The organism is Cupriavidus sp. GW821-FHT07C08 (genome assembly GCF_059419025.1).
Genome location: NZ_JBWKQZ010000032.1, coordinates 51,806 through 77,032, shown reverse-complemented (window position 1 = coordinate 77,032; position 25,227 = coordinate 51,806). Strand labels below are relative to the sequence as shown.

Annotated in this window: 23 protein-coding genes and 1 pseudogene; 21 read left to right on the top strand and 3 right to left on the bottom strand. The window is 63.8% G+C overall.

The genetic code is table 11. The features are described 5' to 3' along the window. Positions 1-32 precede the first annotated feature (32 nt). The 5 genes from AC07UK_RS31010 to AC07UK_RS30990 all read left to right on the top strand — a co-directional run bounded on the left by AC07UK_RS31010 (position 33) and on the right by AC07UK_RS30990 (position 5,141). Positions 33-365 (top strand): hypothetical protein, encoded by a 333-nt coding sequence (locus tag AC07UK_RS31010; protein WP_494687165.1) that lies wholly within the window; start codon positions 33-35, stop codon positions 363-365. A gap of 106 nt (positions 366-471) precedes the next feature. Further along, positions 472-1,644 carry an ABC transporter substrate-binding protein gene (locus AC07UK_RS31005; protein WP_494687164.1) on the top strand — a complete coding sequence of 391 codons (1,173 nt, stop codon included), beginning with the start codon at positions 472-474 and terminating at the stop codon, positions 1,642-1,644. Positions 1,645-1,740: 96 nt separating this feature from the next. Further along, entirely contained in the window at positions 1,741-2,841 is a 1,101-nt protein-coding gene (locus tag AC07UK_RS31000) for an isopenicillin N synthase family dioxygenase (RefSeq protein ID WP_436225116.1), read from the top strand. A 104-nt stretch (positions 2,842-2,945) separates the two neighbouring features. After that, a complete protein-coding gene (locus AC07UK_RS30995) occupies positions 2,946-4,379 on the top strand; it encodes an aldehyde dehydrogenase family protein (protein ID WP_494687163.1) in 1,434 nt (477 codons plus the stop codon). Between the two features lie 9 nt (positions 4,380-4,388). Then, positions 4,389-5,141 carry an SDR family oxidoreductase gene (locus tag AC07UK_RS30990; protein ID WP_436225118.1) on the top strand — a complete coding sequence of 251 codons (753 nt, stop codon included), beginning with the start codon at positions 4,389-4,391 and terminating at the stop codon, positions 5,139-5,141. Between the two features lie 242 nt (positions 5,142-5,383). Here the strand turns inward: AC07UK_RS30990 and AC07UK_RS30985 are convergent. Further along, positions 5,384-5,716: pseudogene (locus tag AC07UK_RS30985) on the bottom strand (alpha-hydroxy acid oxidase); the annotation flags it as partial. A gap of 11 nt (positions 5,717-5,727) precedes the next feature. Between AC07UK_RS30985 and AC07UK_RS30980 the strand changes: the two are divergent. The 4 genes from AC07UK_RS30980 (at position 5,728) to AC07UK_RS30965 (ending at position 9,984) form a co-directional block, all read left to right on the top strand. Then, on the top strand, positions 5,728-6,933 hold the full coding sequence (locus AC07UK_RS30980) for an acyl-CoA dehydrogenase family protein (protein ID WP_436225119.1): 1,206 nt from the start codon (positions 5,728-5,730) through the stop codon (positions 6,931-6,933). Positions 6,934-6,946: 13 nt separating this feature from the next. Then, complete coding sequence (locus AC07UK_RS30975; RefSeq protein ID WP_436225370.1) at positions 6,947-7,576, top strand: Rossmann-fold NAD(P)-binding domain-containing protein; 630 nt, start codon at positions 6,947-6,949, stop codon at positions 7,574-7,576. A 162-nt stretch (positions 7,577-7,738) separates the two neighbouring features. After that, positions 7,739-8,743 carry a tripartite tricarboxylate transporter substrate-binding protein gene (locus AC07UK_RS30970; RefSeq protein ID WP_436225120.1) on the top strand — a complete coding sequence of 335 codons (1,005 nt, stop codon included), beginning with the start codon at positions 7,739-7,741 and terminating at the stop codon, positions 8,741-8,743. Positions 8,744-8,892: 149 nt separating this feature from the next. After that, on the top strand, positions 8,893-9,984 hold the full coding sequence (locus AC07UK_RS30965) for a Bug family tripartite tricarboxylate transporter substrate binding protein (RefSeq protein WP_494687162.1): 1,092 nt from the start codon (positions 8,893-8,895) through the stop codon (positions 9,982-9,984). An 18-nt stretch (positions 9,985-10,002) separates the two neighbouring features. Here AC07UK_RS30965 and AC07UK_RS30960 read toward each other — a convergent pair whose 3' ends face one another. Then, complete coding sequence (locus tag AC07UK_RS30960) at positions 10,003-10,932, bottom strand: LysR family transcriptional regulator (RefSeq protein ID WP_436225122.1); 930 nt, start codon at positions 10,930-10,932, stop codon at positions 10,003-10,005. Positions 10,933-11,067: 135 nt separating this feature from the next. Here AC07UK_RS30960 and AC07UK_RS30955 point away from each other — a divergent pair, with 135 nt between their 5' ends. The 9 genes from AC07UK_RS30955 (at position 11,068) to AC07UK_RS30915 (ending at position 18,495) form a co-directional block, all read left to right on the top strand. Further along, positions 11,068-11,601, top strand: coding sequence for a thiamine pyrophosphate-binding protein (locus tag AC07UK_RS30955; protein ID WP_211981849.1), 534 nt, complete (start codon positions 11,068-11,070; stop codon positions 11,599-11,601). Positions 11,602-11,605: 4 nt separating this feature from the next. Then, positions 11,606-12,202: a thiamine pyrophosphate-dependent enzyme gene (locus tag AC07UK_RS30950; protein WP_494687161.1), complete on the top strand. Its 597-nt coding sequence runs from the start codon at positions 11,606-11,608 to the stop codon at positions 12,200-12,202. A 32-nt stretch (positions 12,203-12,234) separates the two neighbouring features. Continuing rightward, positions 12,235-13,704 (top strand): aldehyde dehydrogenase, encoded by a 1,470-nt coding sequence (locus AC07UK_RS30945; protein ID WP_436225124.1) that lies wholly within the window; start codon positions 12,235-12,237, stop codon positions 13,702-13,704. A 50-nt stretch (positions 13,705-13,754) separates the two neighbouring features. Further along, positions 13,755-14,645: an amino acid ABC transporter substrate-binding protein gene (locus tag AC07UK_RS30940; RefSeq protein WP_494687160.1), complete on the top strand. Its 891-nt coding sequence runs from the start codon at positions 13,755-13,757 to the stop codon at positions 14,643-14,645. A gap of 88 nt (positions 14,646-14,733) precedes the next feature. Then, entirely contained in the window at positions 14,734-15,444 is a 711-nt protein-coding gene (locus AC07UK_RS30935) for an amino acid ABC transporter permease (RefSeq protein WP_436225126.1), read from the top strand. After that, positions 15,441-16,109 (top strand): amino acid ABC transporter permease, encoded by a 669-nt coding sequence (locus tag AC07UK_RS30930; protein WP_436225127.1) that lies wholly within the window; start codon positions 15,441-15,443, stop codon positions 16,107-16,109. Before AC07UK_RS30935 ends, AC07UK_RS30930 begins: the two co-directional genes overlap by 4 nt. Before the next feature lie 11 nt (positions 16,110-16,120). Continuing rightward, complete coding sequence (locus tag AC07UK_RS30925) at positions 16,121-16,855, top strand: amino acid ABC transporter ATP-binding protein (RefSeq protein ID WP_436225128.1); 735 nt, start codon at positions 16,121-16,123, stop codon at positions 16,853-16,855. 110 nt (positions 16,856-16,965) lie between these two features. Then, entirely contained in the window at positions 16,966-17,946 is a 981-nt protein-coding gene (locus tag AC07UK_RS30920) for a threonine ammonia-lyase (RefSeq protein WP_436225129.1), read from the top strand. A gap of 87 nt (positions 17,947-18,033) precedes the next feature. Beyond that, the gene (locus tag AC07UK_RS30915; protein WP_436225130.1) at positions 18,034-18,495 is read left to right on the top strand and encodes a RidA family protein; all 462 of its coding nucleotides are present in this window, start codon (positions 18,034-18,036) and stop codon (positions 18,493-18,495) included. On the opposite strand, the gene AC07UK_RS30910 is transcribed toward AC07UK_RS30915, so the two are convergent. Continuing rightward, complete coding sequence (locus AC07UK_RS30910) at positions 18,485-19,408, bottom strand: LysR family transcriptional regulator (RefSeq protein ID WP_436225131.1); 924 nt, start codon at positions 19,406-19,408, stop codon at positions 18,485-18,487. The two genes, AC07UK_RS30915 and AC07UK_RS30910, sit on opposite strands and share 11 nt — an antisense overlap. A 236-nt stretch (positions 19,409-19,644) precedes the next feature. Between AC07UK_RS30910 and AC07UK_RS30905 the strand changes: the two genes are divergently transcribed. The 3 genes from AC07UK_RS30905 (at position 19,645) to AC07UK_RS30895 (ending at position 25,226) form a co-directional block, all read left to right on the top strand. After that, positions 19,645-20,823: a CaiB/BaiF CoA transferase family protein gene (locus AC07UK_RS30905; RefSeq protein WP_494687159.1), complete on the top strand. Its 1,179-nt coding sequence runs from the start codon at positions 19,645-19,647 to the stop codon at positions 20,821-20,823. 95 nt (positions 20,824-20,918) lie between these two features. Next, positions 20,919-21,737, top strand: a complete 819-nt coding sequence (locus tag AC07UK_RS30900; RefSeq protein WP_494687158.1) for an HpcH/HpaI aldolase/citrate lyase family protein — start codon at positions 20,919-20,921, stop codon at positions 21,735-21,737. 39 nt (positions 21,738-21,776) lie between these two features. Beyond that, on the top strand, positions 21,777-25,226 hold the full coding sequence (locus AC07UK_RS30895) for a pyruvate carboxylase (RefSeq protein ID WP_494687157.1): 3,450 nt from the start codon (positions 21,777-21,779) through the stop codon (positions 25,224-25,226). Position 25,227 lies beyond the last annotated feature (1 nt).

Genomic DNA, 25,227 nt, shown 5'->3' with positions numbered 1-25,227 from the left:
GCCAGCCGAACAACGCCGGAGCCGCAAGCACCATGTCGCGCGAAAGAATCAAGGCACTCAAGAAGACCATCCGCACCGCCGGCCGCGCCGAAGCCTCGGCGCACCAGGCACCCGATGCGCGGGCGGCGGCGCTGGCGCTGCTGCGGCACAGCGTCAGGATGCGGCACGAGCAGCTGGCGGTGATCCGCCTGCTGGACGCGATCAGGCTGCGTGCCGACATAGACAGGGAACTGTGGCGCTATTTCGAAACGGTGGAAAGCGTGCGGTCAAATCCGGGGCAGTTGCGCAGGCTCAGGAAAGCGCACCTGTCCGCATTGGCCAGTCCGGCCGGCGCAGAGGCGTCGTCAATCGGGATGCGAGCGTGAACGGATGCAGTGCAAACTGTCGACAGGAGGGGAGATGCGGACGTACAAGAAACGATTGCCCGAGAGCCGGGCAAGGCAGAGGAGGTGGCCGGCTGTATTGCTGGGCATGGCCGGCCTGGCCCTGGCCGGACCGGCAGCGGCACAGTTCAGCGACGAGTCGGTGAAGATCGGCGTGCTGGCGGACATGTCAGGGCTTTACTCCGACATGGGCGGCAACGGCCTGGTCGAGGCCGTGCGGATGGCGATTGCGGATGCCGGCGGCGAGATCAACGGCAAGCGCATCGAGCTGGTCCACGCCAACCATGCCGGCAAGCCCGATACGGCGGCCACGCAGGCCCGCGAGTGGTTCGACCGGCAAGGGGTGGACATGATCATCAGCGGGCCCAGTTCCGGCACCAGCCTGGCGGTGGCCAAGGTCGCGGCGGAAAAGCACCGTCCGGTCATGGTGACCGGCGGCGTGGCGGCGCAACTGACCAATGAGGAATGCTCGCCTTATACCATCCACTATCTCTATGACACCGTGGCCCTGGCCAGGGGCACCGGTGCCGCCATGACCAGGCAGGGCGGACGGTCGTGGTACTTCCTGACGGTGGACTATGCCTTTGGCGCGTCGCTGGAGAAGGAGACCGCGGCAGTAGTGACCGCCGGCGGCGGCAAGGTCCTGGGCAGCGTCCGGCATCCTTTGTCCGCCTCCGATTTTTCCTCCTTCCTGTTGCAGGCCAAGGCGTCCCGGGCACAGGTCCTGGGGCTGGCCAACGGCGGCGGCGACACCATCAATGCGATCAAGGCGGCCAACGAATTCGGCATCTCCAGGTCGATGAAGATCGCGGGGCTGATGCTGTTCATCACGGATGTGCACGCCCTTGGCCTGGGACTGACCCAGGGCATCACTCTGACCGAAGCCTGGTACTGGGACCAGAGCGATGAGTCAAGGAAGTGGGCAGGGCGGTTCCAGGACAAGATGAAGAAGAAGCCCACCAGCATGCAGGCGGCCAGCTACTCGGCGGCGCAGCACTATCTGCGCGCGGTGAAGGCTGCCGGCACGGACGACGCGGCGAAGGTGATCGCCGGCATGAAGGCCACCCGCATCAACGATATGTACGCCCAGAACGGCTACATCCGCGGAGACGGGCGCATGGTGCACGATCTGCGCCTGATGGAGGTGAAGAGCCCGGCTGAATCGCGCCAGCCGTGGGACTACTACAAGGAGGTGCAGCGGATTCCCGGGGAGCAGGCCTTTGCTTCCAGGGCGGAATCCCGATGCGCGTTCTGGAAGTGAGATGTTTGCAGTGGATGTTTGATCAAGCCGATCCACAGTATCGGCGGGCAAGGCAGCGCATTCCCCGTATCAGTCAAACCATAGGAGACACCGATCATGACAGCAATGCCATCCCGGGCTGCGGCCCAGCCGTTGCAGGCCGCTCCCTCTGAGCAGGTGCGCGCAGCCATCGCGCGCGGGACCGACCTGCCCATTCTCGACCTGGGCCCCTACCTGGCTGGCGTGCCCGGCGCGCTTGAGCAACTGGCCGCCGACGTCAAGCTGATCCAGGAGGAGCTGGGGTTCTTCTCGGTCATCAATCACGGCATCCCGCAGGCCCTGATCGACGAGTCGTTCCGCCAGACCGCCAAGCTCTTCGAGATCCCGATGGAAGAGAAACTCAGGCACCGGGTCGGCTATCACCACCAGGGCTACCTGCCGCCGAAGGCATCCATCCTGAAGTCCGAGGCGATCCGGACCAAGATTGCGGAGAACACCAAGAAGGATACCAATTCGGCCTGGCTGTTCATGCGCAACCGCACCGAAGACGATCCCAAGGTGCGGGCCAATGTCCGTCATCGTGGCCTGAACCAGTGGCCGGAGAGCCTGCCGGAGTTCCGCCAGACGCTGTTCGACTACCAACTGTCGATGGAGCGCCTGGCGCTGAAGTTCCTGCCCATCTACGCCAGGGCGCTGGAGCTGCGCGCGGACTATTTCGACAGCATGTTCAAGGCGCCGGAATACTACCAGCGCTGCGCCTACTACCATCCTGAAGAGCACCTCGACGAGGGCCAGTACGCACTGGCGCCACATTCCGACGGCAGCTTCCTGACCTTGCTGCCGATGACCCCGGTGCCCGGCCTGCAGGTCATGACCCCGTCCCGCGAGTGGCTGAGTGTCAGCTACGTCAAGGACGCGCTGATCGTCAACACCGGCCAGATCCTGAACCGCCTGTCCAACGACCGCTTCATTGCCACGCCGCACCGCGTGGTCAATCCGCCGATGAAGCGCTATGCGCTGACCTTCTTCTTCTACCCGGACGATGACGCCAACGTCGGGCCGATTCCGGAATGCGTGAGGCCCGGGGACGAGGTCAGGTATGACTCGCGCTCGTTCTATGACTTCTTCGTGCCCTACCTGGACGACCTCTATCACTACAACGACGCGGAGTTCATGAAGGAATCGGAGTCCCCGGACTTGCTTGCGCAGAGCCGGTAGGGGAGCAGGCCATTGTCCATGGAGAGGCGGCCACACTGGCCTGCGCAACGCGCGCAGGCCAGTGTGGCCGTGGTGACGATTGATGTGTTGATCAGGAGCGGCTGGTGAAGACCTTACTCATCGGGGGGAAATGGCTCGGCGCCATCGATGGCGAGACCATCGACGTGATCGATCCCAGTGACGGCATGGCGTTTGCGAAAATCAGCCGCGGCCGCGCCGCGGATGTGCAGCAGGCGGTGAGCGCGGCGCAGGATGCCTTGCAGGGCGAGTGGGGCAGCAAGACCGCGACCGAACGCGGGCGCATCCTGCAGCGGCTGGGGCAAGGCATTCTCGATCACGCGGAAGAGCTGGCGGCGATCGAGGCGCGGGACACCGGCAAGCCGATCTCGGCCGCGCGCGCCGATGCCAGGGCGGTGGCCCGGTATTTCGAGTTCTACGGTGGCGCCGCCGACAAGATCCACGGTCAGACGATTCCGTACCTCGACGGATACAACGTGAGTGTGGTGCGCGTCCCGCATGGCGTGACTGCCCACATCATTCCCTGGAACTATCCGGCGCAGATGATGGGGCGCACGCTGGCGCCGGCACTGGCGATGGGCAATGCGGCGGTGCTGAAGCCATCGGAGGACGCGTGCCTGAGCGTGATCCGGATTGCCGAGCTTGCCATGGCAGCCGGCTTGCCGCCCGGGGCCCTCAACCTGGTGACCGGGTATGGCGCGGAGGCAGGCGCTGCGCTGACATCGAACCCCGGCATCCATTTCGCCACCTTTACCGGCTCGCCCGAGGCCGGCGCCCTGGTGCAGCAGGCAACCGCGGCCAACCACGTCCCCTGCGTGCTTGAGCTGGGCGGAAAGTCGCCGCAGATCGTCTTCGACGACGCGGATCTGGACAAGGCGGTGCCGGTCGTGGTCAAGGCCATTGTCCAGAACGCCGGCCAGACGTGCTCGGCGGGCAGCCGGCTGCTGGTCCAGCAGGGCATCTACGATCGCTTCGTCGGCATGGTGGCGCAGGCCTTCCGTGCCCTGAAGGCGGGTGTGCCGGCCGCCGACCTGGACTGCGGGCCGATCGTCAGCGAGCGGCAGTACCGGCGTGTGATGGGGCTGGTGGAGGCGGCGCGGGACAGCGGCGTGCCCGTTATCGCCGAAGGCGGGGTTGCGGCGGATTTGCCCCGGGGCGGCTACTTCGTCAGGCCGGTCCTGTTCGGTCCGGTGCCGCGCGACCACGCGCTGGCGAATATCGAGGTATTCGGGCCGGTGCTGTCGGTGATGCCGTTCACGGACGAAGAGGATGCCATCCGGCTGGCCAATGCCACCGACTACGGCCTGGTCGCCGGCGTGTGGACCGAGAACGGCAGCCGGCAGATGCGGGTCAGCCAGCGGCTGCAGAGCGGGCAGGTCTTTATCAATTGCTACGGTGCCGGCGGCGGGGTCGAACTGCCCTTCGGCGGCGTCAAGAAGAGCGGGTACGGCCGGGAAAAGGGTTTCCTTGCGCTGGAAGAGATGAGCACCACCAAGACCATCGTGCAGCACTACCAATAGGGAGACGACATGTCGGAGTTATCAGACCAGGTTGCCATTGTCACGGGCGCAGGCAGCGGCTTCGGCGCCGCGATTGCGCGGGCCTTTATCCAGGCGGGAGCGAAGGTCGTGCTGGCCGATATCGATCGCGAGGCCGTGCAGAGACTGGCGGACGAGCTGGGGCCGAATGCCAGTGCGGCCGCCTGCGACGTCACCAGCCCGGCGCAGATCAGCGCCGCGGTGCAGCACTGCTGCGACCACTTCGGCGAGCCGGACGTGGTCGTCAACAATGCCGGCACCACGCATCGGAACCAGCCGATGCTGGAAGTCGACGAAGCGGTCTTCGACCGCGTCTTCGCCGTCAACGTCAAGTCGATCTACCACATGGCACGCGCGGTCGTGCCGCTGATGAAGCAACGCGGCAAGGGCGTGATCCTCAATATCGGCTCGGTCGGCAGCCACCGGCCGCGCCCGGGGCTGACCTGGTACAACAGCTCGAAGGGCGCGGTGAGCGTGATGTCGAAATCGATGGCTGTCGAACTGGCCGCGGACGGGATCCGGGTCAACCTGATCTCGCCCGTGATGGCGGCGACCGGGCTGCTGCAGGACTTCATGGGGGTTGCCGACACCGCCGAGAACCGCGCCCGCTTTGTCGCCACCATACCGCTGGGGCGAATGTGCGAGCCGGTCGACGTGGCCAATGCCGCGGTCTTCCTGGCGAGCCCGGGTGCGCGCTTCCTCACCGGCATCGATATGCCCGTGGACGGAGGCCGGGCCATCTGAAGGAGGGCAGCGGAATCAGGCGGCGGTCCGGGCCGTGGAAAGTTTCCAGCACTTGGAAGGCCTTTTCCACCGAACCGACGAACAGGGACGAACGCTCGCGCCTTGTGCGCAGCCCGTTGCCTTCATTACCTGAATCCACACAACCTCCTGCGCGTCCTTGCCATTGTCTTCACGAATTACAGGGCGGCCAGCCGCCGCGGCATGGTCGTCCGAGAGCGCGGCAGTGTCCAGCTTTGCTGCCTGCGGGCGCCCATTGCCAGCGCCTTGGCGATGTCGGCGCCGCGCCGCACGCCGCCGTCGACGAATACATGGATCCTGCCCGCCGCCGCGACGATGGCGGGCAGTATCTCGACCGCGCTGGGCGCGCCTTCCAGCTGGCGGCCACCGTGGTTGCCGACCACGATGCCATCCTGACCCTGGCGGCGGGCGATTTCTGCGTCGGCCGGCGTAAGGATACCCTTGATGATGACGGGCCCGTGCCAGTGCTGGCGCAGCCAGACGATGTCGTCCCAGCACCGCTTCCGTGACAGCGGCCCCGCCGTATGCTGTCCTACAATCTGATCCTGTCCTGACAACGAGGCTCACCATGTTCACCGCCTGTCCCACAGAAAGAAGCCGTGTCATTGCCGATCGCGTCGAGCGCTTTGTCCGCGACGTCGTGGTGCCCTATGAGCGCGATGCGCGCTGCGAAGCCCATGGTCCGACGGCCGGGCTGGTCGCCGAGCTTCGCGACCAGGCGCGCGCGGCCGGCGTGATGACGCCACATATCCTGGCCGACGGCTCTCACTTGACCCAGCTCGAAACCGCGGCCGTGCTCAAGCGCTCGGGCTTGTCGCCCCTCGGGCCGGTCGCGGTCAACACCATGGCGCCGGACGAGGGGAATATGTTCCTGCTGGGCAAGGTCGCCACGGACGCACAGCAGCAACGCTTCCTTGCACCGCTGGTCAGCGGCGAGGCCCGCTCCGCGTTCTTCATGACCGAGCCGGCGGAAGAAGGCGGGGCCGGTTCCGACCCGTCGATGCTCCAGACCACCGCGGTCAGGGACGGCGACGAATGGGTGATCCGCGGACGCAAGAAGTTCATCACCGGTGCGGAAGGGGCCAGGGTCGGCATCCTGATGGCGCGCACCGGCGACGGTGAGCGCGCGCAGGCCACCATGTTCCTGGTCGACCTGCCGCATCCGGCGATCCGCATCGAGCGCCTGCTAGATACCATCGACAGTTCCATGCCGGGCGGGCATGCACAGGTCCTGATCGACGGCCTGCGCGTGCCGCAGGACCAGGTGCTGGGCGAGGTGGACGAGGGCTTCCGTTATGCGCAGGTTCGCTTGTCGCCGGCGCGGTTGTCGCATTGCATGCGCTGGTTCGGCGGTGTGGCACGTGCCGATGAGATCGCGCGCGCCTACGCCACCACGCGCAAGGCTTTCGGCAAGCTGCTGATCGACCACGAGGGCGTGGGCTTCATGCTGGCCGAGAACCTGATCGACCTGCAGCAGGCCGCACTGATGATCGACTGGTGCGCCGGGGTGCTCGACGGCGGTTCCCTGGGCACCGCGGAGAGTTCGATGGCCAAGGTGGCCGTGTCCGATGCCTTGTTCCGCGTGGCTGACCGCTGCGTGCAGATCCTCGGCGGCATGGGCGTGTCGCGCGACACCATCGTCGAACAGGTCTTCCGTGAAGTGCGTGCGTTTCGCATCTACGATGGCCCGACCGAAGTCCACAAGTGGTCGCTGGCAAAGAAAATCAAGCGCGATACCCTGGCCGCATCGCATCATGGCTGTGCGCAGCACTGACGAGAAGATGGTCATGAAGCTGCTGCTGGTGGGAGCGACCGGACTGGTCGGAAGCCATGTCCTGGAACAGGCGCTTGCCGACCCGGGCGTGCGTAGCGTAGTGGCGCCGGGCCGGCGCGCGCTGCCCGCGCACCCGAAGCTGCTGGCGCCGGTGGTGGACTTCGACCGGCTGCCGGAAGATGCGCCATGGTGGCAGGCGGATGCTGTCATCTGCACGCTCGGCACCACGATGCGGGCTGCCGGCTCCGAGCAGGCATTCCGGCGCGTGGACCATGACTATCCACTCGCCGTCGCGCGCCTGGCTAGGCAACATGGCACGCCCGCCTATGTGCTGAACTCCGCGATCGGCGCGGACGCGGCCTCACGCATTTTCTACAACCGGGTGAAGGGCGAACTGGAGCGCGACCTGGCGGGGCTTGGCTTTGCGTCGCTGACCTGCGTCCGCCCCGGATTGATCGGCGGGCAGCGCGCGGAGTTTCGCTTCGGCGAACGCGCCATGGTGGCCGCGCTGACGGTGCTCGGGCCGGTATTGCCTCGTCGCTGGCGCCTTAATCCTGCGCAGCAGATCGCCAGGGCCCTGCTGTCGGCGGCGCGGGATGCGGTGCCCGGCATCCATGTCGTGGCGTCGGACCGCCTGACCTGAAGCGGGCGCCGCTTGCAGCGGCCGGCGTGCGTTCGGCCTGGCCGTATGGCCCGTTCGATAAATCCGGATTGTCCTCCGGTGCCGCTATCCCGCACTCTAGCGCTGTTTGATAAACCGACCGGCGCGACACAGTCAGCGCGCCGGCGACATGGAGACGGTGATATGTGCGTTCAAGCGGGCAAGGCCATGCTGGCCGGTATGAAGTGGATCACGTGCGGAGCGCTCGGGCTGGCGTTTTCCGCGGGGGCGCTGGCAGCGGATGCATATCCGTCCAAGCCGATTACGCTGGTGGTGCCGTTCTCGGCCGGCGGCCCGACCGATGTGGTGTCGCGGGCGCTTGGGCAGGCCATGTCGAAGGATCTGGGCCAGAGCGTTGTCGTGGAAAACAAGCTCGGCGCCGGCGGCACGGTGGCGGCCGCATTCGTGGCGCGGGCGCAGCCCGACGGCTACACCATCCTGATCCATCACAATGGCATGGCGACGGCGCCGGCGCTGTACAAGAAGCTCTCCTACAGTCCGCTGAAGGATTTCGAGTACATCGGGCAGGTGGCGGATGTGCCGATGACGCTGCTGGGCCGCAAGGACCTGCCGCCGGCCAACGCGGCGGAACTGATCAAGTACGTGCAGCAGAACAAGGAAAAGGTCTCGCTGGCCAATGCCGGCCTTGGCGCGGTTTCGCAGCTATGCGGCCTGCTGTTCGAGGAGGCAGTCAAAGTCAAGATGACCTCCGTTCCCTACCAGGGCACCGGGCCCGCGCTGACGGCCTTGCTGGGCGGGCAGGTGGACCTGCTGTGCGACCAGACCACCTCGACGCTGTCGCATATCAACGCCAACCGCGTCAAGCTGTATGGCGTGACGACACCGAGCCGCATCAAGGCGCTGCCCAATGCGCCGACGCTGCAGGAAGGCGGCCTGAAGGGCTTCTCGATGAAGGTCTGGCACGGGATCTATGCGCCCAAGGGTACGCCGCCCGCGGTCACCGCCCGGCTGACCAAGGCGCTGCAGCAGGCACTGAAGGATCCTGCCGTCGCCAAGCGGCTTGACGACCTGGGTGCAGAGGTTGTGCCGCTCGACAAGCAGACGCCGGAGGGGCTCAGGTCCTGGCTCAAGGCGGAAAGCGACAAGTGGCAGCCGTTGCTGAAGACCATGAAGGTGGAGGCCGACTGACGTCCTGCGGCCGGTAGCGCGCCAGCGCTTCCGTTCCGTTGGACCTTGAATATGCGCCGCGCGGCGATGGCTGTGCGGCGTCCTTGCGTTTACGCGGCGATTTCTTCGGCGCGGAGCTTCGGGTTAACACCGCAGTAGTAGCCCCAGGCATGCCGCCTCTTGATAGCAGCAGCGGAATTTTCTATTTCACTGTCGCCACGGTTGCTCGCTACCATCGTCTCAAAGGGTTGACGCGCAATGCGCCGCCCAACCAAAACTATCAACATGGAAGAGACATGAAACGCTTGCTGGCTCAAGTGGGGATCGGTGCGCTCATTTCGTTCAGCGCGCACGCCCAGGCTGCTTATCCTGACCATCCCGTCCGAATGGTCGTCGGCTTCGCCGCCGGCGGCAGCACCGACGTGGTGGCGCGTATCGTGGCGAACAAGCTCGGCGCCTTGCTCGGGCAGTCGGTCGTGGTGGAAAACAAGGCAGGTGCCGGCGGCACCATTGCGACCGATGTCGTCGCCAAGAGCCCGGCGGATGGCTACACGCTGTTGTTCGGCACCAGTTCCCACGCCATCAACGCCACGCTTTACAAGAAGCTGCCGTATGACCCGGTCAATGCGCTGGTGCCGGTATCTGTGGTGGCGGAGGTGCCGATGGTGCTGGCGGTCAATCCTTCGGTCAAGGCGAACACGGCCAGGGAACTGGTCGAGGACATCAAGAAGAATCCTGGCAAGTACAGTTACGGATCCGCAGGGAAGGGTAGCGCCGTCCATATGGCGGTCGAGTTGCTGCAGTTCCAGGAGCACCTGAAGCTCACTCATGTTCCGTTCCGTGGCGCCAGCCAGGCGATCCAGTCGGTGATTTCCGGCGACGTCCAGTTCATTACCGATGCCGTGTCGACAGCTGCGCCCATGATTCAGTCCGGTCGCCTGAAGGCGCTCGCGGTCACGACTGCCACGCGTTCCAGCGTGCTGCCGGACGTGCCGACGATGAAGGAAGCGGGCTACGCCAACTATGAAACGTCGCTGTGGAACATGGTGATGGTGCCAAAGGGCACGCCGGCCCCGGTCATTGAAAAGCTGAGCGCTGCCTTGCAGACGGCGGTCAAGGACCCTGAGGTGCGTCAGCGCATGGAAAAGATCGGCGTGCAGCCCATCGTCGATTCCACCCCGGACAAGGCGGCCAGGTTTGTCCAGGCTGAGACGCGCCGGTGGGCCGAGGTCATCAAGGCCGCCAACATCGAACTGGACTGAACTGCCGCGGGCACCGTATCAGGCGCTGATCCAGGATGCACCGGGCCATGCGCCGTCGAGCACCAGCCGCTTCATCAATGCCACCAGCTCGGCGGAGACGAAGCTGGCTGCGGGTGTCAGCCTGCGGGTGGCCGCGTGCGCCAGCACGATGCGGCGCGACAGGTTGGGCGACACGATGGGCGCGCCCGCCAGCGCGCCAGTCTCCATCTCCTCGGAAATCGCGGAGCTCGGCAGGACCGTGTGGCCGAATCCCTTGCCGACCAGGTTTTTCTGAACCGCCAGCGAGTTGGTCTCGACCGCTACTACCGGGGTGATGCCGGCGACCGCGCAGGCATGCTCGACCACGCTGCGCAGCCCGTGCGGGGCGTTAGGCAGGATCAGCGGCAGGTCGCGGAAGCTCTCGACGGTTTGCTCCTCGCCTGGCGCAAGGGTCCCAGCCGGTCCCACCAGGTAGAGCTGTTCATCGAGCAGTGCTTCGACGTGCAGGCCGGGAGAGCTCTTGGTGTCGTAGAGCAGGGCAACCTCCACGTCGCCGGCCTCGAGCCACTGCAGCAGGTTTCCCGCGTAGCCGACGTTGAGGCGTACTACCAGTTGCGGATGCCTGGCCTTCACCGTGGCAACCAGCTCCGCTGCCAGCAGCTCGCAAGTGCTTGGGAGTAGCCCGATGACCGCAGTGCCTGAAATCGCGCCAGACGCCGGCGTGATCTCCGCCTTGGCCCGATCGAGTTCCTGCAGCGCCCTGCGGCCGTATTCGACCAGCGTGCGGCCGGCGTCGGTCAGGACCATGCCATGGCGCTCGCGCTCGAACAGCTCGACGCCAAGTTCCTCCTCGAGCAGGCGCACGTGCCGGGAAACCGCCGGCTGCACGATGCGCAGGAGCTCGGCCGCCTTGGTGGCGCTGCCGGTCTCGGCGATGGCTAACAGGGCGCGAAGCTGCTTGATGTCCATATCTGTAAAGGCCCTTGGCCGGCATTAAACTTCGTGATCGCAGGCATCAATTAATTGTATTTCATACTTCCAGCTAGTCAACTCTATGATAGCAAACGTTGTCCCCCCGCTTTCCCCTTTCTTAACTTGCGCACTATGACGACAAACAACTCAGAGCCTCTTGCCTGGCAAGAGGACATCTTCCAGGTCCTTAAACAGAACGGCGTCCGCCAGGTGGCCTACGTGCCCGACGCCGGCCACTCGCATGTCATCCGACGCGCCAAGGCCGACCCCGAAATCCGCGACGTGGTGCTGACCACCGAGGAAGAAGGCGTGGGCGTCGTCAGCGGCGCATGGCTCGGTGGGGACCGCGCGGTGCTGCTGATGCAGAGCAGCGGCGTCGGCAACTGTGTGAACATGTTCTCGCTGCTGGAGAGCTGCAAGTTCCCGTTCTTCACCCTGGTGACCATGCGCGGCGAGTACGCCGAGTTCAATCCCTGGCAGAACCCGATGGGCCTGGCCACCCAGCGCGCGCTGGAGCTGATGGGCATCACGGTCTATCGCGTGAATTCGCCGGAAGAGGCCGCCGAGCTGGTCGACGCCGGCCTGGTTTCCGCCTTCGACGCTGGCAACCGCGTTGCCGTTCTCCTGTCCCAGAGCCTTATCGGCCGCAAAAAGTGGATGCGCTGATCCTATGACTACCTCTACCTCCAAGCCTGGCATCGACCGCCGCAAGTTCGTCGCCGAACTGCTGAAGCAATTTCCCGACGCGCTCGTGGTCTCGGGCCTCGGTTCGCCCTCGTACGACGTGTTCGCCGCTGGCGACCGTCCCGGCAACTTCTACCTGTGGGGCGCGATGGGCGGCTCCACCTCGCTGGCGCTCGGGCTTGCCATCGCACAACCCGAGAAGACCGTGATCGCCATCACCGGCGACGGCGAGCAGCTGATGGGCATCGGCAGCCTGGCAACGGCGGCGGCGCAACAGCAGAAAAACCTGACCATCGTGATTCTCGACAACGGCCACTTCGGCGAGACCGGCATGCAGCAGAGCCACACCAGCCTGGGTACCAACCTGGCCCAGGTGGCGAAGGCTGTCGGCGTGCCGACGACGCTCGAGATTTCCGATATCGATGAGCTGGGCAATTTGGCGCAAGCCATCAGGAAGGCCGACGGCATGACCGTGGCGCAGGTCTATATCTCGACCGACGAGCCGCAACGGGCCTTGCCTCCGCGCGATGGCACCTTCGTCAAGAACCGCTTCCGCGAGCATCTCGGCTTCGCACCGTTCTGATCTGCCAACACCAACACGGACAGCATCGCGCCATGAACCAGTATCAAATGTTCATCGACGGCACCTTCGTCAATGCGAGCGACGGTCGCTGGTTTGAAACCCAGAATCCCTTTACCGGCAAGACCTGGGCCGAAGTGGCCCGCGGCACCGCAGCGGATATCGATCGCGCCGTGCAGGCGGCCGACCAGGCGTTCCGCTCGGGGCCGTGGTCGGAGATGACGGCGACGCAGCGTGGCGCCTTGCTGCGCAAGCTCGGCGACCTGATCGCCCGGGACGCGGAGCGGCTGGCCGAGTTCGAAGTGCAGGACAACGGCAAGCTGCTGGCGGAGATGGGCGCCCAGCTCAAATACCTGCCGCAGTGGTTCTATTACTTCGGGGGCCTCGCCGACAAGATCGAGGGCACCGTCATTCCCCTGGACAAGAAGGGCTACTTCAACTACACGCGGCGCGAGCCGCTGGGCGTGGTGGCCGCCATCACGCCGTGGAACTCCCCGCTGATGCTGCTGGCGTGGAAGATCGCGCCGGCCCTCGCCGCGGGATGTACCGTGGTGGTGAAGCCGTCGGAGTTCACCTCGGTGTCGGCGCTCGAGCTTGCGCTGCTGTTCGAGGAAGCAGGGTTTCCCGCGGGCGTATTCAACGTCGTGACCGGGTTTGGCGCCGAGGTGGGCGCGCCGCTGGTGACGCATCCGCTGGTCAAGAAGGTGACTTTCACCGGATCGGACGCCACCGGACGCGTGATCAACCAGCAGTGTGCGGCGCAGTTCAAGCACGTGAGCCTGGAGCTCGGCGGCAAGTCGCCGAACATCGTCTTCAACGATGCCAACCTGGATGACGCCGTCAATGGCGCCGTCTCCGGCATCTTCGCCGCGAGCGGCCAGACCTGTATCGCCGGTTCGCGGCTGCTGCTGCAGGAAGATATCCACGATGTCTTTGTCGAGAAGCTGCTGGCGCTGGCCAGCACGGCAAAGCTCGGCAACCCGATGAACGCCTCCACGCAGGTGGGGCCCATCACCACGCCCGCGCAATACGAAAAGGTGCTGTCGTATATCCAGATCGCGCAGGACGAAGGGGCGGAGCTGCTGCTCGGCGGCAAGCCGGCGTCCTGTGGCGACGGATGGTTTGTCGAGCCGACCATCTTTGCCAGGGTCTCGCCGAAGATGCGCATCGCGCAGGAGGAGGTGTTCGGGCCGGTGCTGTCCATCCTGAAGTTCCGGGACGAAGCCGAAGCCATCGCGATTGCCAACGACAGTTGCTATGGGCTTGGCGCCGGAGTCTGGACCTCGGATATCGGCCGCGCCTTCCGTATGTCAGAGAAGATCCAGGCTGGCACGGTATGGGTCAACACCTATCGCGCCGTCAGCTTCATGTCGCCGTTCGGCGGCTACAAGGACTCGGGCCTCGGCCGGGAAAACGGCATCGCCGCGATCGAGTCGTACCTGCAGACCAAGAGTGTGTGGATCAACACCGGGGCCGCCACCGGCAATCCGTTCACCATCCGGTGAGTTGGGGCGGTTCGACGTGAAAAGTATGTATAGAAATAAGGAGACATTAAATGAAACTGCCTATCTCTTTGATCGCGCTTTGCTCGTTGCTTTGCGCTAGCCCGACCCAGGCCCAATCCAAAGACACCTTGCAGAAGATCAAGGAGTCCGGCGTCATTGGGTTGGGTGCCAGGGACGCGTCCTTCCCGTTTTCATACAAGACGAGCGCGGACGCGAATCCGGTCGGGTTTTCGGCGGATCTGTGTTTAAAGGTGGTCGATGCAGTCAAGAAGAAACTGCAGATGCCGAACCTTAAAGTGCAGTACACGATAGTCACGCCAACCAACAGGATCCCGTTGCTGCAGAACGGCACGATCGATCTCGAGTGCAGTACCACCACAAATACCACTGCACGTGCCCAGCAAGTGGAGTTCGCGCCTACCCATTTCGTCAGCAGCATTGCAGTCGCCGTCAAGAAGCAATCCGGAATCAGTTCCATGACGCAGCTCGAAGGCAAAACAGTTGCAACGGTCACCGGATCCACCACGATTCAGCTACTTCGTAGCTATCGGCGGACCGAGAAGAAGGACTTTCAGGAGTTGTACGGAAAGGACATTGCCGACGCGTTCCTGTTGCTTTCGTCTGGCCGTGCGAACGCAATGATCCTGGAAGATGTGCAGCTAGCCGGTTTGATCGCGACTTCGGCGAGTCCGAATGAATACAAGATACTCGACGAGAGACTCCGGGATGAGCCCTATGGCTTGATGTTCCGCAAGGACGATCCGGCCTTCAAGGAACTGGTCAATGACACCATCGGCACCGTCATGAAGAGCGGAGAGATCAACGAACTGTATGCAAAGTGGTTCTCGCGCCCGGTCCCTCCGTCGGGAGTCAACCTGAATTTCCCAATGTCGAAAGCGCTGAAGGACACCTATAGCAATCCCAACAACCGCGGCATCTGAGAGCGAAACGACTGGTGTGCCGGCGGCGAAGCATGCCGACGCACGCCATCTGCAGGTGAGTTCGCAACTGTAGCGGAAGGAGACGTCGTTGAGTAAATATTGGGATTGGCAGGTGTTTCTTCAGGACACCGGCGGAGGCGAGACGTATCTGGAGTGGATGCTGTCGGCTTGGGGATGGACGCTTTCCGTTGCGCTGTGCTCGCTGGTTCTGGCGTTGCTGGTTGGTGCCATCGTGGGCGTGTTGCGTACCACTGGCAATCGTGCGGTAGTGGCGTTCGCCAATGTCTGGACGGAGGTATTCCGCAATATTCCGCTGCTGCTTCAGATCTTCCTCTGGTACCACGTCATTCCCGGGCTTATCCCGAGCCTGCGCGCGGTGCCTAGCTTTTTCCTGGTGGTCATGGCGCTCGGACTTTATACCTCCTCTCGTGTCGCGGAGCAGGTAAAGGCGGGGATTCTGGCGTTGCCGCGAGGCCAGCGCCATGCGGGCCTGGCAATGGGGTTCACCCCGGTCCAGACATATCGCTACGTCATCTTGCCGGTGGCGCTGAGAATCATCATCCCGCCGCTGACCAGTGAGTCGATGAGCATCATCAAGAACTCTTCGGTGGCATTCGCGGTGAGCATCGCCGAACTGACAATGTTCGCGATGCAGGCGCAGGAAGAAACCGCCCGCGGTATCGAGATCTACCTGGCGGTGACCGGCTTGTATTTCATCTCCGCCTTTGCCGTCAACCGCATTGCGCACATTATCGAGCGCAAAGTCCGTGTACCTGGCATGCCGGGGGCAGTCAAATGAATACTCTGGATTTCAGTTTCTTCAACTGGAGCGTCGTTTCGGGATTCGTGCTGAAAGGGCTCTATTTTTCAGTGCAACTCACGCTGGTCGCAATGCTCGGGGGGATCGTACTCGGAACCATTCTCGCGTTGATGCGATTGTCCGGCAAGCGATGGCTGGAGGTGCCGGTCGCCGCTTACGTCAACACGCTCAGATCCGTGCCGCTGGTGATGGTGATCCTGTGGTTCTTCCTGCTGATACCCCTGCTGCTGAAGCGACCGCTCGGCGCAGAACTCTCTGCGATCATCACCTTCACCGCATTCGAAGCGGCTTACTACTCGGAAATCATGCGGGCGGGCATTCAGAGTGTGCCACGGGGGCAGGTGTTTGCCGGATATGCGATGGGCATGACCTATGCGCAGACCATGCACCAGGTGGTTCTGCCGCAGGCTTTCCGCAACATGCTGCCTGTGCTGCTGACACAGACGATCGTGCTGTTTCAGGACACGAGCCTGGTTTATGCGATCGGTGCGCATGATCTACTCAAAGGGTTCGAAGTGGTCGGAAAGAACCTCAATCGGCCGGTAGAAACCTACCTGATAGCGACAGTTGTCTACTTCGCTATCTGCCTTTCCCTGTCCATGCTCGTGAGAAGGCTGCAGAGAAGGGTGCAAATCATTCGCTGAGGAGACGCGTCATGATCAGTATCAACAACATTAGCAAATGGTACGGCAGCACACGAGTGCTGACGGACTGCACCACCGGGATCAGCAAGGGAGAGGTGGTCGTCGTATGCGGGCCGTCCGGCTCCGGAAAAAGTACGTTGATCAAGACGGTCAACGGCCTTGAACCGGTGCAGAGCGGCGATATCGTCGTCAATGGCTTCTCCATTACCGATCCCAAAACCAACCTTCCCAGGGTTCGCTCCGGTGTAGGCATGGTCTTTCAGCACTTTGAGCTCTTCCCGCATCTCTCCGTGACCGAGAACCTAACGCTGGCCCAGGTGAAAGTCCTGGGCCGTGATCGCGCTGACGCGAAGTGCCGGGGCCTGAAGATGCTGGAACGTGTAGGGCTGCTTGCACACAAGGACAAATATCCGGGACAACTGTCGGGTGGGCAGCAGCAGCGCGTCGCGATTGCCCGGGCGCTGTCGATGGATCCGGCTGTCATGCTGTTTGACGAGCCGACTTCGGCGCTGGACCCGGAGATGGTAGGCGAAGTACTGGACGTCATGGTGCAACTGGCGAATGAAGGCATGACCATGATGTGCGTGACCCACGAAATGGGCTTCGCCAGGAAGGTGAGCGACCGCGTGATCTTTATGGATGGCGGGAGGATCATCGAGGATTGCGCCACGGATGAGTTCTTTGGCAACGCCGAGACTCGGTCGCCGCGCGCGAAGGATTTTCTTTCCAAGATCCTGCAGCACTAGGCTGAACTCCCGTTTCCGGTGTCACTGGCGGGAACGATATTCGCATTGGCGGCAACATCAGCCGCGCCTGGTTGCGCATGTCAGTGCACTTCACATCGAACTGAAATGAAATGAAAAACTTCGACCTGGACGACATTCGCCGCGCTGCGGACCGCATCAACCCTCATATTGTCCGGACGCCGCTGCTGAGCACGCCGATGCTTGACGAGGCGGCGGGTTGCAAGCTGTTTGTCAAGGCGGAACCGCTTCAGCTGACCGGCTCGTTCAAGATCCGGGGGGCGCTGAACAAGGTACTTTCGCTTGATGCCGGCCGCCTCGAACGCGGGGTGGTTACGTACTCGGCCGGCAACCACGGTCAGGGTGTTGCCGCGGCCGCCAGGTTGGTGGGTTGTCCCGCGGTAATCGTGCTGCCGAAAACAGCGCCAGCAATCAAGATCGATAGCTGTCGCTGGTGGGGCGCGGAGATCGTACTGTATGACCCGCAGACCCAGCAACGCGAGGCCGTCGCGGACAAAATCATCGAGCAAAGGGGCATGACATTCGTTTCCCCCTTTGATGATTTTGATGTCATGGCCGGGCAAGGCACCGTTGGCCTGGAGATTTGTGAGCAACTCGAGGAGCGTGGCGTGTCGCTCGACGCGTTGCTCCTGAATTGCAGTGGTGGAGGGCTATCGTCAGGGGTCATCACCGCGGTAACAGCCAAGCACCCGCAGGCTAAGTGTTACATCGTGGAGCCCCAAGGCTTTGAGAAGATGGCGCATTCGCTGGTCAGCGGAAGTCCTGAGAGAAATACCTCGGTTCCAAAGACGGTCATGGATGCAATTTCCGGCCCGGTTGTGGGTACCAAACCACTGAGTGTGCTTCTTCGACACCGTCTCGCCGGCATCAGCGTCAATGACGAAGAGGCCCTGCGCGCAGTATCTGCTGCCTTTCGCCTGCTGAAACTTGTGGTCGAGCCCGGCGCGGCCGCGAGCCTGGCTGCAGTCATCGAGAAGAAGGTCGACCTGGCCGGTAAAAATGTGGCGATCGTTTGCTCAGGGGGGAACGTCGACCCGGCGATCTTCGCACGCGCGCTGACCGGGCGTCAGTAGGCCAGGAAGCGCTGCAGGCGGTGCATGGCTATGCTGCCACAGGCAGGCGACGCGTTACTTTCAGACAGTCCACCGGAGATTTCTTGTATGACACCTGAAGAAAGACTTGCGGAACTAGGGTTCGAGATTCCAGCAGCCTTGCCGCCTAACGGTACCTATATTCCGTATCGATTGCTTGGAAACACCCTCTACCTGTCGGGGCACGGCCCTCGGTTACCGGACAATTCGTACCGATTGGGGCGTCTCGATTCCGACGAGCAGGTGCCTGCCGGGTATGCCGACGCTCAACTTGCAGCGCTGAACATGCTTGCAACGATAAAGCTTGCCGTTGGCGAACTAAGTCGCGTCGAAGCGGTGGTCAAGCTATTGGGCATGGTTCATGCGGGCACAACATTCCGCCGCCACACGAAGGTCATTGACGGCTGCTCGGACATCCTCGCCAAGGCATTTGGGGAAAAGGGAATGCATGCTCGCTCGGCCGTGGGCGTCAGCTCTTTACCCCATGGCATGACAGTGGAGATTGAAGCCATTCTGCTCATCAGGGATTGAGTCCGGCCGGGCTGCCGCCGGCCGCCTGCGCAACCTCGATCAGCTCATCGATCAATGCCTTCGCGCAGCCAGGCAACCCTTCCAGTTCCCGCACGATCACCGCGCGCTCCCGGATCGCCCACGGTTCGTGCAGTTCGATGATTTCAATCTTCATCGTCTGCTTGTGACGCAACGCCGCCGACAGCGGCACCACGCCAATGCCGACGCCGGCCTCGATCATCCGGCACATGGCTTCAAAGCTCCGGATCTGGATGCGGATCTGGAGCTTGCGCCGCTGGTCGCGGACAAGGTCCGTAAGAAACGCGTGCAGGGTGCTGCCTTCATGCAGGCTGACATGCTCGTAGTCGAGCGTGTCGTCGAAGGAGACCTTGTCCTTATGCGTCAGCGGATGCCCGACCGGTGTCGCCAGGACCAGCTTATCCGTACTGAAATGGATAACCTCCAGCCCCTCCGAGTTCAGTGGACCGGAGATGATGCCAAGATCCGCGCTGCCGTCCAGTACGCCGCGGATGATGTCCCGCGTCAGGCGCTCCTGCAGGTCGACGGTGACGGCCGGCCGCTCTGCCATGAAGCGCGCCAGCACCTCCGGCATGAACTCCGTGACGGCAGTCGTGTTCGCAAAGATGCGGATATGGCCGACCGTGTCCTTGGAATACTCCTCGAACTCGCTTTTGACATGCTCGAACTGGCGCTCGATCACGCGGGTATGCCGCAGCAGGCGTTCGCCGGCGGGGGTCAGGGCGAGGCCTTTGCTTTCCCGATAGAACAGGCGGGTGCCTAGCTGGTCTTCCAGCGCTTTCAGTCGTGCGCTGGCCGCGGCCGGCGACAAAAATGCCTTCTTCGCCCCGCGCGACAGGTTTTCCTCCTCGGCGATGCGAGCAAACAGCCTGAGGTCGGCAAAGTCAAAATGCATAGGTGCTCCTTGCCCCAACTGTATCAAGGCATCACATATGTCGCAAACGAGGTTACGGCGGTTCCGAACGCCCGTGCTTTCGCCGCAGACGAATGGCCGCTTCGAGAAAACGAGATTTACCCCATCTCCAAGCGCTGGGAGACTTGCTGGCAAGCGAGTCGCCTCGCATACCCGAATCCCAGTCGTTTGTTCCTGCAAAGGCAGTTCGAACGCAACATCTCTCGAAAAAGGCTGTTATGCGTCCCCTCGATGGCATTACCGTGGTTTCTCTGGAGCATGCAATCGCTGCGCCGTTCTGTACCCGCCAGCTCGCCGACCTGGGCGCGCGCGTGATCAAGATCGAACGGCCCAGGGTTGGCGACTTTGCCCGCGGCTATGACGAGCGGGTGGACGGCATGTCATCGCACTTCGCCTGGACCAACCGCTCCAAGGAGAGCCTGGCGCTGGACCTGAAACACCAGGAAGCGCCGGCCATCCTGCAGAAGATCCTCGACAAGGCGGACGTGCTGGTGCAGAACCTGGCACCAGGCGCCGCCGACCGGCTCGGCCTGTCCTACGAAGCGCTGTCGCAGCGCTATCCCGGCATCGTCGTCTGCGATATCTCCGGCTATGGCAACGACGGCCCCTACCGGGACAAGAAGGCCTATGACCTGCTGATCCAGGCCGAATCCGGCTTCGTCTCCATCACCGGCACGCCGGAAAGCCCGTCCAAGGCAGGCTGCTCGATCGCGGATATCGCTGCCGGCATGTACGCGTACACCAATATCCTGGCGGCGCTGCTGCAGCGCGGCAAGACGGACAAGGGCGCCCATATCGACGTATCGATGCTGGAAAGCATGGTCGAGTGGATGAGCTACCCCCTCTACTACGCCTTCGACGGCGCCACGCCGCCGCCGCGCGCCGGGGCCTCGCATGCGACCATCTTCCCCTATGGCCCGTTCACGGCCGGCGACGGCAAGACCATCATCCTTGGCTTGCAGAACGAGCGCGAGTGGGAGGCCTTCTGCCGGGTCGTGCTGGAACGGCCGGAGCTCGCCACCGACGCGCGCTTCGTCACCAACTCCCTGCGCGCCAAGAGCCGCGAGGAGCTGACGCAGATCATCACCGACGTCTTCTCCGCACTGACCATCGACCAGGTGGTCGAGCGTCTGGAGCGCGCCCAGATCGCCAACGCCCGTATGAACGATATGCGCGATGTCTGGAACCACCCGCAACTCAAGGCTCGCGAGCGGTGGACGTCGGTTTCGTCGCCGGTGGGCGTGATTCCGGCACTGTTGCCGCCCGGCCTGCCGAATGCCTTCGAGCCGCGCATGGACGCCATCCCGGCCCTGGGCGAACACAGCGAAGGCATCCTGCGCGAACTCGGCTACACCGCCGACGACGTGTCGCGCCTGCGCACCGAAGGCGCCATCTGATCCCCCGGCCGGACCGCGGCCGTTCCCTGTTCCGCCTCTTCGCGGCCACCTGAAGGCCGGGGGAGGCGCTCGCCCATCTGCCAGACAGTGCTCCCATGACCACCCCCGCCATCGCCCGTTCCTACCTCTTCGTTCCCGCCAACCGGCCGGAGCGCTTTGCCAAGGCCCACGCATCGGGCGCCGATCGCGTCATCCTGGACCTGGAGGATGCTGTGTCCGAGGGCGACAAGGACCGCGCCCGGCAACTGCTGGCGGACTACCTGGCGGCAGGCGGCACCGGACTGGTCCGTATCAACGCCACGCAGACGCGCTGGTTCGAGGATGACGTGCGCGCCTGCCTGAAGCCGGGCGTGCAGGGCGTCGTGCTGTCGAAGGCGGAGAGCGCGGCGCAAATCGCTGAGGTCATGCGACACCTGCCACCGGAGGTCAAAGTGCTGCCGCTGATCGAGACCGCCGCCGGTATGACCAACGTGGCGGATATTGCCGCCGCACCGGGCGTAGAGCGGCTGATCTTCGGTACCGTCGATTTCCGTACGGAACTGGGTATCGAAGGAGACGACAGGGAACTGCTGTTCTTCCGCTCCATGCTGGTCCTGGCCTCCCGGGCCGCGGGCATTGCGGCGCCGGTGGACGGGGTGACGGTCTCCATCTCCGATGTCGATGAACTGCGCGCTGCCAGCACCCGTGGCCGCCGGCTGGGATTCGGCGCAAAGCTCTGCATCCATCCGGCGCAGGTAGCGGAGGTTAACACGGCATACCGGCCCGCTGAAGCACAACTGGCGTGGGCACAGCGCGTCATCGATGGCGCAAAGTCGAGCCCCGGTGCGTTCCAGCTGGATGGCGAAATGGTGGACGCGCCCGTAATCGCACGTGCTGCGGATCTGCTTAGGCAGGCGGGCCGGGCGAACTCCTGACAGGCGCGCGCATTCCAAGGTTTCTGAGTTCCTACAAGCATGATGAAGATAATCCGCAGTCTCTTGATCGCCAACCGGGGCGAGATCGCCATTCGCGTGATGCGCGCCGCCAGCGAGCTTGGCATCCGCACCGTCGCCATCTATTCCTACCAGGACCGTTTCGCCCAGCATCGCTTCAAGGCTGACGAGAGCTACCTGGTCGGCCAGGGCAAGAAGCCCGTCGACGCCTATCTCGATATTGAAGATATCCTGCGCGTGGCCAAGGGGGCGGGCGTGGATGCCATCCATCCGGGCTATGGCTTCCTCTCCGAGAATCCGGACTTCGCCGAGCGCTGCGCGCAGGAGGGCATCGCGTTTATCGGTCCGAAGCCAGAGGTGATGCGGGAGCTGGGCAACAAGGTTGCCGCACGGGAACTTGCGCAGCGGGTGGGTGTGCCGGTGGTGCCCGCCACCGGCGCGCTGCCCGATGACCTAGAGCAGGCCGGCAAGCTGGCAGCGGAGATCGGCTATCCACTGATGCTGAAGGCGAGCTGGGGCGGCGGCGGCCGTGGCATGCGCGCCATCGACAAGGAGGCCGACCTGGCGGACGCCATTGCTGCGGCGAGGCGCGAAGCCAGGGCCGCCTTCGGCAACGACGAGGTCTATCTCGAGAAGTTCATTGCGCGGGCCAAGCATGTCGAGGTCCAAATCCTTGGCGACACCCACGGCAATATCGTCCATCTGTTCGAGCGCGATTGCTCGGTGCAGCGGCGCAACCAGAAGGTCGTCGAGCGGGCACCGGCCCCGTATCTGGACGATGCCAGGCGCCAGGCGCTGTGCGGGGAAGCGCTCAAGCTCGCGAGAGCCGTCTCGTACACGCATGCGGGTACGGTCGAGTTTCTGATGGACGCCGACACGGAGGACTTCTACTTCATCGAAGTCAATCCCCGCGTCCAGGTCGAGCACACGGTGACCGAGGAAGTCACCGGGGTCGATATCGTGAAGGCGCAGATCCGCATCACGGAAGGCACGCAGATCGGGGATGCCGCTTCGTCCGTGCCGCGCCAGGAAGAGATCAGACTGCGCGGGCACGCCGTCCAGTGCCGCGTGACCACTGAAGATCCGGAGAACGGCTTTGCACCCGACCACGGCAAGGTGACCACATATCGCAGCGCCGCCGGTTTCGGCATCCGGCTGGACGCCGGCACCGCCTATACCGGGGCCGTGGTGACGCCGTACTACGACTCTTTGCTGGTCAAGGTGACCTGCAAGGGACGCGATGCCGACGAGGCTAACGAGCGTATGATCCGCGCGTTGCGCGAGTTCCGCGTACGCGGCGTGGCCACCAACCTGGCCTTCCTCGAGAACGTCATCGAGCACGAGGAATTCCGCTCGGGGCGCTGTACCACGCGCTTTATCGACAACACGCCCGAGCTGTTCAACTTCCGCCAGCGCCGGGACCGGGCGACCAAGCTGCTGAACTTCATTGCCGACGTCAATGTCAACGGCAACCCGGACGTCAAGGGACGCGCCGCGCCCTCACGGATAGTGCTGTCGCATCCGCTGCCGGCTATAGACTCGGCTGCAGCGGTTCCGGAAGGTACGCGTACGCGACTGGCCAGCATCGGACCGCGCGCCTTCGCCGAATGGATGAAGGCGAGCCACGCCGTCCTGCTGACCGACACCACCATGCGCGACGCCCACCAGTCGTTGCTGGCGACCCGCATGCGGACCACCGACATGACGGCCATCGCTCCGTACTACGCGCGGCAGTTGCCGGGGCTGTTCTCGATGGAGTGCTGGGGCGGCGCTACTTTCGACGTGGCGATGCGGTTCCTGAAGGAAGATTCGTGGCAGCGGCTGGCAGCACTGCGCGAGGCCGTCCCCAATATCCTGTTCCAGATGCTGCTGCGGGGCTCCAACGCGGTCGGCTATACGAACTACGCGGACAACGTGGTCCAGTACTTCGTCACGCGGGCAGCCGCCAGCGGGGTGGACCTGTTCCGCGTGTTCGACTCCTTCAACTGGGTCGAGAACATGCGCGTGGCAATCGATGCGGTGCTCGACGCCGGCGCGCTGTGCGAGGGCACCATCTGCTATACCGGAAATCTCTTCGACCCGTCGCGCAGCAAGTACGACATCCGCTACTACGTCGAATTGGCCAAGGCGCTCGAGAAGGCTGGCGTCCACATCCTGGGCCTCAAGGACATGGCCGGTGTGTGCCGCCCGCAGGCAGTCCACGCGCTGGTAAAGGCGTTGAAGGAAGAGGTCGGCCTGCCGGTCCACTTCCATACGCACGATACCAGCGGTGCCTCGGTGGCCTCGGTGCTGGCTGCGGTCGATGCCGGCGTCGACGCCGTGGATGGTGCCATGGACTCGATGAGCGGGCTGACTTCGCAACCAAGCCTCGGCGCCATCTGCGCGGCGCTCGAGCACAGCGCGCGCAAGCCCGTGGTCGGCTACCGTGACCTGCAGCCGTTCTGCACCTACTGGGAGTCCGTGCGCAGGAACTACGAGCCCTTCGAGGCGGATATGTGCGCCGGCACGTCCGACGTCTACCGGCATGAAATGCCGGGCGGCCAATACACCAACCTGCGCGAGCAGGCGCGCTCGCTGGGGCTGGCGTCGCAATGGCCGGAGGTCGCGCAGGCGTATGCCGACGTCAATGTGATGTTCGGCGACATCGTCAAGGTCACGCCGTCGTCCAAGGTCGTGGGCGACATGGCGCTGCACCTAGTCGCCAACAAGCTGTCGACGGCCGAAATCCTCGACCCGGCTAAGGAGGTCTCGGTACCGGACTCCGTCATCTCGATGTGCCGCGGCGAGATGGGCTATCCGGCGGATGGCTTTCCCGAAGCGCTGCAGAAGAAACTGCTGCGCGGCGCCGCGCCGATCGAGGGCAGGGCCGGTGCGCATATTCCGCCGGTCGACCTGGAAGGGGCCCGCAAGCAGGCGCAGGGCGAGGTTGGCCGGCCCCTGTCCGACAACGACCTCGCCTCCTGGCTGATGTATCCGAAGGTCTTCAGGGACTTCTGCGCGCACCAGGAGCACTACGACGATGTCTCCATCCTGCCGACGCCGGTGTTCTTCTATGGCCTGGAAGCCGGCCAGGAGATCGCGGTCGAGCTGGAGAAAGGCAAGACGCTATACGTGGGCCTGAATGCCCAGGCGGAAGCGGATGGGCATGGTGGCGTGCGCATGTACTTCGACGTCAACGGCCAGCCGCGTGCGGTCCGCGCCTTGAAGCGCCAGGAGGGCAAGGCTGCCCAGGCTGAGCGCATGGCGAACGCGAATGACCCGATGCAGGTGGCGTCGCCGATGCAGGGCAGCGTGATTTCGGTGGGCGTCCAGCCCGGCCAGGCTGTCGCCAAGGGCGACACGCTGGCTGCGATCGAGGCGATGAAGATGGAGACCAGCGTCGTCGCCGAGGCCAGCGGCACTGTGAAGAGCATTCTGGTCCAGCCCGGCACGCTGGTCCGGGCCGGCCAGTTGTTGATCGAGCTGCAATAGG

Excerpts from the sequence above, each read along its gene's own strand:
- AC07UK_RS31010 (WP_494687165.1), top strand. The coding sequence starts at position 33 with ATGTCGCGCGAAAGAATCAAGGCACTCAAGAAGACCATCCGCACCGCC.
- AC07UK_RS31005 (WP_494687164.1), top strand. The coding sequence starts at position 472 with ATGGCCGGCCTGGCCCTGGCCGGACCGGCAGCGGCACAGTTCAGCGAC.
- AC07UK_RS31000 (WP_436225116.1), top strand. The coding sequence starts at position 1,741 with ATGACAGCAATGCCATCCCGGGCTGCGGCCCAGCCGTTGCAGGCCGCT.
- AC07UK_RS30990 (WP_436225118.1), top strand. The coding sequence starts at position 4,389 with ATGTCGGAGTTATCAGACCAGGTTGCCATTGTCACGGGCGCAGGCAGC.
- AC07UK_RS30980 (WP_436225119.1), top strand. The coding sequence starts at position 5,728 with ATGTTCACCGCCTGTCCCACAGAAAGAAGCCGTGTCATTGCCGATCGC.
- AC07UK_RS30975 (WP_436225370.1), top strand. The coding sequence starts at position 6,947 with ATGAAGCTGCTGCTGGTGGGAGCGACCGGACTGGTCGGAAGCCATGTC.
- AC07UK_RS30970 (WP_436225120.1), top strand. The coding sequence starts at position 7,739 with ATGTGCGTTCAAGCGGGCAAGGCCATGCTGGCCGGTATGAAGTGGATC.
- AC07UK_RS30965 (WP_494687162.1), top strand. The coding sequence starts at position 8,893 with ATGCCGCCTCTTGATAGCAGCAGCGGAATTTTCTATTTCACTGTCGCC.
- AC07UK_RS30960 (WP_436225122.1), bottom strand. The coding sequence starts at position 10,932 with ATGGACATCAAGCAGCTTCGCGCCCTGTTAGCCATCGCCGAGACCGGC.
- AC07UK_RS30955 (WP_211981849.1), top strand. The coding sequence starts at position 11,068 with ATGACGACAAACAACTCAGAGCCTCTTGCCTGGCAAGAGGACATCTTC.
- AC07UK_RS30950 (WP_494687161.1), top strand. The coding sequence starts at position 11,606 with ATGACTACCTCTACCTCCAAGCCTGGCATCGACCGCCGCAAGTTCGTC.
- AC07UK_RS30945 (WP_436225124.1), top strand. The coding sequence starts at position 12,235 with ATGAACCAGTATCAAATGTTCATCGACGGCACCTTCGTCAATGCGAGC.
- AC07UK_RS30940 (WP_494687160.1), top strand. The coding sequence starts at position 13,755 with ATGAAACTGCCTATCTCTTTGATCGCGCTTTGCTCGTTGCTTTGCGCT.
- AC07UK_RS30930 (WP_436225127.1), top strand. The coding sequence starts at position 15,441 with ATGAATACTCTGGATTTCAGTTTCTTCAACTGGAGCGTCGTTTCGGGA.
- AC07UK_RS30925 (WP_436225128.1), top strand. The coding sequence starts at position 16,121 with ATGATCAGTATCAACAACATTAGCAAATGGTACGGCAGCACACGAGTG.
- AC07UK_RS30920 (WP_436225129.1), top strand. The coding sequence starts at position 16,966 with ATGAAAAACTTCGACCTGGACGACATTCGCCGCGCTGCGGACCGCATC.
- AC07UK_RS30915 (WP_436225130.1), top strand. The coding sequence starts at position 18,034 with ATGACACCTGAAGAAAGACTTGCGGAACTAGGGTTCGAGATTCCAGCA.
- AC07UK_RS30910 (WP_436225131.1), bottom strand. The coding sequence starts at position 19,408 with ATGCATTTTGACTTTGCCGACCTCAGGCTGTTTGCTCGCATCGCCGAG.
- AC07UK_RS30905 (WP_494687159.1), top strand. The coding sequence starts at position 19,645 with ATGCGTCCCCTCGATGGCATTACCGTGGTTTCTCTGGAGCATGCAATC.
- AC07UK_RS30900 (WP_494687158.1), top strand. The coding sequence starts at position 20,919 with ATGACCACCCCCGCCATCGCCCGTTCCTACCTCTTCGTTCCCGCCAAC.
- AC07UK_RS30895 (WP_494687157.1), top strand. The coding sequence starts at position 21,777 with ATGATGAAGATAATCCGCAGTCTCTTGATCGCCAACCGGGGCGAGATC.